Source organism: Nonomuraea sp. NPDC050394, from assembly GCF_044459065.1.
Classification (GTDB): Bacteria; Actinomycetota; Actinomycetes; order Streptosporangiales; family Streptosporangiaceae; genus Nonomuraea.
Genome location: NZ_JBITIO010000040.1, coordinates 1 through 9,119, shown reverse-complemented (window position 1 = coordinate 9,119; position 9,119 = coordinate 1). Strand labels below are relative to the sequence as shown.

The window sequence follows — 9,119 nt, the reverse complement described above, 5'->3', positions numbered from 1 at the left end:
TTGGTCGACTGCTGTCTTACCGGGAGCCTTCTCTTCTCTCAACCCACCCTCGCGCATCCACTCTGGCCTGCACGCTCAGGTTGGAAAAGCCTCAGTGAACGGCACGTCCGTGCCCGTAGGCTCGCTGCCCTGGTCAAGCATGTGGCGGTGACCGGTATCGATGGTGCCGTCCGCGCGCGCGTTTCTGTACTTCTGCGCTGTACAGCGGAGGCGAGAATCCGTTGTCCTCGGTAGCAAGTGGACCCGTACTGCAGAGCCACCAAGGCCCGAGGAGCGGAAGCCCCGGCAGCAATGACATCCGCCTAGACGGCGACTCATTTGGTGAGTCGGCGGTAGCAGATTAGGGCTGAAGCGAGGGCCACGAAGGACGCGAAGTAGTCAGCCGGCGCTCGTACGGCGGTGTAAGCAACTGCCGCCAAGAACAGCCTGTCATGGCTACGTATTCGATCGCCGCCAAGATCACCCAATCGTCCACCCACTGTCGTCCGCCAGCCTGCGGCCGGATGGGAGCCGGTGGGACCACCCGCTGGAGCAGAACTCACAGCTCGTCAGACACCAGCCAGCGGAGAAACACATCCACGGATGATCTAACGACCAGTCGCCAAATGGTCACGGGCTTAGTACTCCAGCCGCACTTTAGAGTTGGGCGGCAACGGCCTGCGTCGTGCTGTAGCACGCTCGTCCATGCTTGAGCACGCTCGTCCATGCTCGTAGCCGGGTGAAAGACGAGCGACCACCGCTGTGATCATTCAGGTGTGTTGGAGCTGAAGATCATGCGGTGGCCGCGTTGGCCAGGGTAGAACATGTCAGCGCCGCTGGTCTGCAAGCGGGTCTGGATGACGCCTTCGCGCTGGTAGCCGACCGGTTCAAACGTCCCGAAGTTCGACAGCGTGCACGTGCTTGCCTCGGCGGGCTGCTGTCCGGGCTGGAGCGTAAGAACGGCTGGTCGCTGGCCGAGTACGCCGGTGAGGCCACCCCGGATGGCATGCAGCGGCTGTTCAACGCCGCCAAGTGGGACGTCGATGGCGTGCGCGACGATATCCGCACCTACCTGATGCGGTATCTGGGCGAGCCCGACGGGGTGCTGGTCGGCGACGACACCGGCTTCGCCAAACAAGGCACCCGCTCGGCAGGGATGCAGCGGCAATACACCGGCACCCTCGGCAAGGTCACCAACTGCCAGATCGGCGTGTTCCTCGGCTACGCCTCCAGCCGTGGCCGGGCAGTGCTGGATCGTGAGCTCTACCTGCCCAGAGACTCCTGGATCGCCCGGCCGGACCGCTGCGCGAGCGCTCATGTCCCCGAGCAGGTCGGCTTCGCCACCAAACCCCAGCTCCTGCAGGCCATGATCGGACGGGCGCTCGCGGCCGGCGTGCCGTTCGGCTGGGTGACCGCCGATGAGGCATACGGCGACAACGGACCCCTGCGCCGTTACCTGGAAGACCAGCAGATCTCCTACGTGTTCGCGGTCTCCCGTGCCCACCAGATCGCCACCGGCGTGGGCAAGGTCCGCGCCGACGTCATGGCCGTCAAGGTGCCCAAGAGCGGATGGCAGCGCCTGTCCTGCGGCCCTGGAGCCAAGGGCGAACGGCGCTACGACTGGGCGCTGATCGCCACTGACAGCCCTGCGCGCCGCCTGCTCATCCGCCGCTCGCTCAGCAATCCCCGCGACCTGGCCTTCTACCTGTGTCACACTCCGCGACCGGTGCCGCTACAGCGCCTGGTCGAGGTGGCCGGCGCTCGCTGGACGATCGAGGAAAGCTTCCAGACCGGCAAGAACGAAGCCGCCTTCGACCAGTACCAGGTGCGGCTCTATACCGCCTGGTATCGCTACATCACTCTGGCCATGCTCGCCCTGGCCTTCCTGGCCGTGACTCGTGCAGTCCTCAGCGCCGCACCCGTCCCACCGGCCGGCACCAGCCAGCTCATCGAGATGTCCGCGAACGAGATCCGCCGCCTCTTCGCCCTGCTGACCCGGCCGCCCATCAGCCGGTCTCACATCCTGCACTGGTCACGCTGGCGACGACGCCATCAAGCCCGCTCCCGACAAAGCCACTACCAGCGACAACACCTCAAAGATCGATAAGTGCGGCTGGAGTATTAGGAGAACGGGAGTCGAGTAGGGTCAACAGAGCCGTCGAGCTGAGCAAACTTCGGGCCTATGGCTCTAGATTGGCAAGTCTGGTTCGCAGATAGTCCGCAGGCTCTCTGTGCATTTAGCGCCCTCCCGCCTCGAAAGGCCATCCGATGCACGTTCGCGGGTCCCCAACCACGAAGCACTTTTGAGGATTCTGCACCCAGTCGCTCGACAGGTGCGCGCCGGAAGCCATTTCGATTGTGGCCATCATGTCTGCTAGACCGAAATTGCGATTCTCCTCATTACATAGGGCCAGTGCACTGTGGATGTAGCCATCGATATCCAATCTCGTTTCGCGGCGAGGGAAGTCCCGATTCTGGACATTCAGCCATTTTAGTGCAAGGATGCCGCTCTCGGCGTATGTCATGCGGCTATGAAATCCAGCATTCCATGACATGTTCCACAGTTGACCATTCCGGCTGAGAAGTTCCAGAATGGCGTTCTCGCTCACATAACTCTCTTCGGATTCAAAGAGAAAGTAGCCAGGGCCAAGCTCTTCGAAGTACACGATGGGGGCGGGTGCCAGATTGGGTTCTTCGGCCACAAGCATTTCAGTGATCTCAGCCTCACCGGCTCGTGATAGGTCTGCTGCGATCGCCACGGTGTCCGTGGTGCCCTGGCTGCTCCACGGCCTGTAGACGGTCCAGCCAAAGCTCCCGTAAGCGAGCCATTCGTTCTCGCTCACGAATCTCTCGTAGTGTCGCGTGGTATCGGCAATCACTATGCATCCTCTCAGGGGAACGCCCCGGGAGTAGATAATAGCGACTCCCGGGGCTCCCGATTTAGTGCGGATTTGTAGGCACTCCACAGAGTTCGTCCCTAGAGATGGGATCGTTCTGTGAAGTATCGAATCGGTTAGTGAAGGCGTCGGCGATCAGAACGCGGTCCAGGTCGTAGAACCGAGCGAGATAGAGTCCTGCATCGCCATTGTGTTGCGCTCTGATCGGACACAGAGAGAAGTCGCGTTGAAGTGGCGCGATCGTTCGCTCCATAGTGGAAGCGAACGGAATTTCATCGCATTGCTTCCACTTGTTTGGATCAGGATCGGTGCCGTTCGTGTAGCCAGGCCACATGCGATTGCACCTGGTGTTGGTGTTCGTTTGATTGATATCCCTTTGCTCTTGGGTCTCGCGGTGCAAGTGTGTTGCACCGTTCCCCACATCACACCCGAAGATATTCTTGTCGGGCTTATCCGGGTAAGTCTGCCCGTCCGGGTCGGTACAAGCATTCCAATAGTGCTGGAATGCTTGCTTCATCTGCAGCGTGCGGTTTCTGGTCGGTGCGGTATGGGTCCACTTGATCGCGGGTTTAGTTTTGTAGAAGATACATCCGCCCGATCTGAAGGCGATGTAGGTCGCGGAGTCGCAGCGAATGCTGTTTCCGATAACGGTTCTGACGGTCGGGGTGATGTACATCCAGCGCGTGTTGGGCCAGTCCGGGAGGTTGACCGACGGACGGATGGTGGTAATGCTTACGTCTTCGTCGTTCCGAACCTTTGTCGGAGTTACCCACTCATTCGTCCGGAAAACCGGCGCCTTCCCTGGAGAGCATCTGAACCAGAAGGTGGCTCGCCCATTAACCTTCCAATTACTAATGATGTCGCTCCGGGAGTTGTCGATGGATTGCCCGCCCCGAGACCTGACAACTTCGCAGTTTTTCTTGTTGCCAATGTCGACGTTCAGTGTCATCCGCCGGGTGGGTGGCATCGCTCCGTACGTGGCCGCGTCGTACACGTACGCCTCGACGACGAAGTCACGCGGAGTATCTCCCTTGGCCCTGTCGACGCCCACGGTGCCGTTGAAGCTGTGGCCGATCAGCATGACCTTGGCGCGGAACGTCTCCTGCTCGGGAATACAGATCGTCGAATTGGGATCGATGCACCTTCCGGACTGCCAAATGGCGTTCACGCGACCCAGTTGACACCAGGTGTAGTGGTTGAGTACCCACCCTTGGGGGCGTCCCGAGAGGCTTTCGTTCTGGGCGCACTTGGTTGGAGTCAGCCTATCGAAGGCGTTGGCCGCCTTTGGTAGGTTGTTGTCCGGATCCGGCGGTATAGCAGCGGCGGCTGATTTCGCGGCGGTGCCGCGAAGAGGCGGCGCGAACGAAACTGCCGTTGCCATGTCGGTTTGGATTTCGTCGGTGCTTTGTGCGCGGTTGTAGATCCGTACTTCGTCGATGGTGCCGTTGAAGTACTCGCCCCATCTGGTGTTGCCACCGATGCGGAGCGCGCCGCCATCGTCTACGAGGTCGCCGGTGGTGGTGAGCTGCGCGACTTGGTCGCCGTTGACGTAGAGGCGGGCTGTGGTTCCGTCGTAGGTGGTTGCTACGTGACTCCAACTGTTGGCGGGTAGGGCGGATGTGCCGTCCACCTGGTTGTGGCTGGTGGCGTCGGGCTTGAGGAACCAGGCAGAGGGGACTGTTCCGTTGGAGGAGTAGATCCCGTAGGCGGAGCCGTTTGAGTGATCCTTCATGAGTACGGTTCGGTAGCTGTCGTTCGTGGCCGGCTTGACCCACGCGGAGAGTGTCATGCCGGCGGTCAGTCGCAACGATTCGCTGTGTGGCACGGTGAGCCAGCTACCGTTCGATCCGGTGAAAGACAGGGCGTTACCGAATTTGCCGCTGACCCATGTCGTGGCGGATGCAGTTCCTGTGTGGCCGTTACCCGAGGAGTCAACCGTGGTCGTCCCAGAGCCTTCCTCGAAACCGAACGCCGCCACCAAGCCTTGCCCGTCAGCAGGCGGAGGTCCAGGTTCAGTGATGGCAGTTGCCATGTCGGTTTGGATTTCGTCGGTGCTTTGTGCGCGGTTGTAGATCCGTACTTCGTCGATGGTGCCGTTGAAGTACTCGCCCCATCTGGTGTTGCCACCGATGCGGAGCGCGCCGCCATCGTCTACGAGGTCGCCGGTGGTGGTGAGCTGCGCGACTTGGTCGCCGTTGACGTAGAGGCGGGCTGTGGTTCCGTCGTAGGTGGTTGCTACGTGACTCCAACTGTTGGCGGGTAGGGCGGATGTGCCGTCCACCTGGTTGTGGCTGGTGGCGTCGGGCTTGAGGAACCAGGCAGAGGGGACTGTTCCGTTGGAGGAGTAGATCCCGTAGGCGGAGCCCTTTGAGTGATCCTTCATGAGTACGGTTCGGTAGCTGTCGTTCGTGGCCGGCTTGACCCACGCGGAGAGTGTCATGCCGGCGGTCAGTCGCAACGATTCGCTGTGTGGCACGGTGAGCCAGCTACCGTTCGATCCGGTGAAAGACAGGGCGTTACCGAATTTGCCGCTGACCCATGTCGTGGCGGATGCAGTTCCTGTGTGGCCGTTACCCGAGGAGTCAACCGTGGTCGTCCCAGAGCCTTCCTCGAAACCGAACGCCGCCACCAAGCCCTCGGCAGTTGTTCTGCCCACGCTGAATGTCCAGGCGTACGGAGCCGTAATGGCGTTGCCGGCAGCGTCCGCTGCACCTTCGACCGTTACGTGGTATGCCCCAGGACTGAGCGTAGTCTGCGGTTTGAACTTCCACCCAGCGGCCGTGTGGCTTGACTCCACCACGCCACCGACCGGTGAGCCGGAGGAATCCTTGACCGTGACTTGTACCCCGGTCACATCCTCGTTGAACCGGACGTAGATTTCCGACACAGCGGAAACAGTCGAGTCCGCCTGCGGGTCGGTGCGTGCGACGGTCGGTGGCGAGGTGTCCGCTGGAGGAGGATCATCGGTTTCTGGGTTGTCGGCGACGATTTCCCCCGGCAGGACCTCCGAGTGTTCGCTCGAGGCGTTTCGATCGGCGATTGCCTCCTCGAACGTGATGTCCTGGGCGAGGGGAAGCGAACCCGCGGCGCGAGCGAGATCCGGATTGGCGTCGATGGCTTCCATCACGGAGCGATCCGTGATTCCGGCTTCCCCTCCGAAGTACCAGCCGACGGCCCCAAGGGGTGGCAGGGGAGCCTCATACTCGACGTAGAAGAACGGATGGTGCTCGGTCTCCGTGCCGTTGGGCCAGTTGCCAGAGAGATACTGGCGCCAGTTGTTCGCGCCCGATTCCGCCACTGCGCGGACCATGATTCCGTGGTTAGGCGTTCCGTTTGCCCAAGCGCGGGTGATGTCTTCGATGGAATACCAGAGATCTCCTTCGGCCATCCAGTCGGAGCAGCTTTCGTCCTTACCGTAAGGGTTGACGACGTGGCCGTCAGCTACAGCGAGTGGCTGGTCGTTCCACTTGATGGTGGTGGGGGTCCATTCGTTGGCAACGCGGTGCAGGGAGATACCACCGACCTCTCCACACGCGCTGGAGAGGTAGTTCCACAGGATGATGTTCGCATCTACGATCCTCTGGCCGAAGAACGGTGCGTTGGTGAGATCGAACTTCAGATAGGAGCGGTAGTTGTAGCCATCCCGGCGCCCGGCGAACAGCGCTTGCATGTTGGCGGCGTAGCTGCCGTTGACGTAGCTGCCGCCGTTGGCGATAAAGGTGTCCGCGGGGGCGCCGGCCCCATGCCACGGAGTCGAATTGCTGGCTGCCACTGTGACCGGATAGGTAACCGCCGGATCGGCCAAGAAGGTGGCATCGGGAGTGAGGACGAGCGCGGTGTCGTCGCCGCTTCCGGTCAGCGTTGTGGCCACGGTGCTGGCCTTGCCTGTGCCTGGTGACGCGATCTCCTTGGCATCCAGGATCGGCAACGCAGATAGATCGGCGATCTCCTTGCCGTCGGCAAGAGCAGCGGGCCTGCCGCTGGAGGACTTACCCAAGCGCATGCCGGAGGGCGGATCGATTGGCACGGGCAGCTTGAGGCGCTCGCGGGGCCGCTCGCGGATCACGATCTGGTGTTGGTATCCCGCCGGGGTAATGGCGACAACCAGGTCGATGTTGCGCCCGTAAGCTGAGCGGTAGGTGGCCGTATTTCCAGACAGTTCCGGGACGGGCAGATTGCCGGGCCCAGCGATGCCGACTTCGCCGGGTTGGCTCTTCTCGACACCGAGGAATTCGCCCTTGGCGGTGAGCAGCGGAGTTGCGCTGCCGCCGTTGGATAACCGGATGTCCAGCTTGGTCATCCGGGACTTGACCACGCCGTTCTCCACAATCAGTGTGGGATCGACCTTGTGCCAGCCGTCGTCGCGCTTGACACGGACGACAGTGCTTGAAACATAAGTCTTGACCGTCTTGCCGCCGGGTGTGGCGACGGTGGTCATGTTTTCGGTGTGGAGGCTGGGGATCTCCACCTCCTTCCCGGTGCGCTTGGCTTCGGCCTTGGCGGCGTCCACCGGGCCTGGGGTGGACGATGTGTGCGAGAGCGGTGCTGCGGTTGCGGTCGGCGGGGGTTCCGCGGTCGCCGGTGATGCAAGGAGCGAGGCGGATAAGGTGAGTGTTGCCAGGATGGCGCCTCGGCGACGCATCGCGGCCGGTAAGCCGAACCTTGGTCGAGTGCGTTTCACGTGACCCCTTTCGTACCCATTGGGACAAACGAAGCGATCGTGACACGCTAATAATTCACGGTAAAGATCGACTTTGTATTGGGTAAGCGTCCCTCTGTTATGAGACCTGATGGGCGTGATGGGTTTCCGTGAAATCGCGGTGGTTGTGTATGGCGTCCACTGTTGCGAGAATGAGGTCAGCTTCCGCGTGCCTCCAAGCCAGGCGGACGATCAGCTCGGAATCGTTGACGCATCAAGGCGGAACCGTGTCCGCGGGGTCCTATGTCTCCAACTGCCGCACGGCGTGGCGCGTTGGACGGTGCTCGTCGCGAAGACCGGAGAGCCGCAGCGCGGCCGGCAGGCCGGCCGAAGCGCCTTTGACCACCTGGGCCTTCTGCTTGCCGTACCCATCCGATCGTTTCTCCCGATTCTCGACGCTCCTTCAACCGCTGGGCCGAGGAACTGGTCAAAGCGGAGCGTCCGGAGCTCAGCGAGGACGTATACCTCGGCTGGCGACAAGAACCGCCAGGCTCTCGTCATCGGTATCAGGAGTCTGGTGACGATCAATTGGTTCTACGTCCAGAATTGTGGAGATCGAGATGATACCTGGCTCCCGTGACGGAGGCTTGCTATGCCCGCTCCCCCAAGGCGGCCCCACTGGGACTACTTACGCTGGTGGGCAGTTGCGCTCTGCGCCTGTGTTTTGGGCTTTGTATCACTCTGGACGCCGTCGCTGCTCACTGGCGAGTCGGTCGGGTGCGCAGGCTACAGTCCGCTTCCAATGGGACTCTCGGCTCTCTGGTCCGACCTTGAGACGACCTGGTTGAACCTGCGGCAGGACCTCCAGCTCGTAGATCCGAGGGTGGCCTACGCTTGGAACCTTCTGCCCTCTGTAGTTGCTCTGCTCGGAAGTGCCCTGAGCGTGCTGTTCGGACGGAGACTCAGCATCGCGATCGGCGTCGTGGCTGCGCTGTGCATCTCGCTCGTCGCAATGGACTGGTTGTTCTGGTCGGTAACGTCGTTCATGATGGTCAACTGCGTTGGGTGGGAAGCCGACGCCGTTTGGGTGCTCTGGAAGACCCTGCCGATGCTCTGCTACGTCACGGCAGCGGGTTTCGTGTTCATGGGGATCAGGGCGCGGCGTCGTGCGTCGTGATCGGCGCCGAGGTCCTTCCGGATCATCCGGAAGGACCCTTTCCTGCGGAGCCGCCTTCGGGATTCGAACCCGAGACCCCTTCATTGCGAGTGAACGACACCCCTCTGCCCGCCGGCTTGCCTCCCTCTCAAGCATGTAATGGTGACGGGTGTCGAGTGCTCGTTCGTGTCAGGTGCTGTACTTCTACGCTGTACAGCAGAGGCGTGAGGCGCTGCCGTACTCGCACCTTCCGGACGACTATCGGACGCGCGCCTAGCTGCTGCCCCTCACCTTCGAGTCGTCGCGCACGACGCAGCACTGCATGTGGGGTCTCCTCGGGTCACGTCCACGGACGTGGTGTATGAATCAGCCTTCGCGTGATCCTGTGTCTGCAGGTTAAGCGGTCAGGGTCTCAGGAAGTTCGCGCGGGGTGGCTGTGTCACCATTG

General features: G+C 61.7%; 4 protein-coding genes, 1 tRNA gene and 1 pseudogene. 2 read left to right on the top strand and 4 right to left on the bottom strand.

Going from position 1 to position 9,119, the window contains the following annotated elements:
• Positions 1-394: 394 nt before the first annotated feature.
• Positions 395-535 (bottom strand): annotated as a pseudogene (locus tag ACIBKY_RS55315) (IS5/IS1182 family transposase); the annotation flags it as partial.
• Positions 536-820: 285 nt separating this feature from the next.
• On the opposite strand from ACIBKY_RS55315, the gene ACIBKY_RS55310 reads away from it, so the two are divergent.
• Entirely contained in the window at positions 821-2,086 is a 1,266-nt protein-coding gene (locus ACIBKY_RS55310; protein WP_397110757.1) for an IS701 family transposase, read from the top strand.
• A gap of 130 nt (positions 2,087-2,216) precedes the next feature.
• On the opposite strand, the gene ACIBKY_RS55305 is transcribed toward ACIBKY_RS55310, so the two are convergent.
• Entirely contained in the window at positions 2,217-2,822 is a 606-nt protein-coding gene (locus tag ACIBKY_RS55305; RefSeq protein WP_397110755.1) for a hypothetical protein, read from the bottom strand.
• Between the two features lie 97 nt (positions 2,823-2,919).
• On the bottom strand, positions 2,920-7,386 hold the full coding sequence (locus ACIBKY_RS55300) for a LamG-like jellyroll fold domain-containing protein (protein ID WP_397110753.1): 4,467 nt from the start codon (positions 7,384-7,386) through the stop codon (positions 2,920-2,922).
• A gap of 1,072 nt (positions 7,387-8,458) precedes the next feature.
• Between ACIBKY_RS55300 and ACIBKY_RS55295 the strand changes: the two genes are divergently transcribed.
• Entirely contained in the window at positions 8,459-8,692 is a 234-nt protein-coding gene (locus tag ACIBKY_RS55295; protein WP_379619291.1) for a hypothetical protein, read from the top strand.
• Between the two features lie 48 nt (positions 8,693-8,740).
• On the opposite strand, the gene ACIBKY_RS55290 is transcribed toward ACIBKY_RS55295, so the two are convergent.
• Positions 8,741-8,808 (bottom strand) — tRNA-Ala (locus ACIBKY_RS55290).
• Between the last annotated feature and the right edge of the window lie 311 nt (positions 8,809-9,119).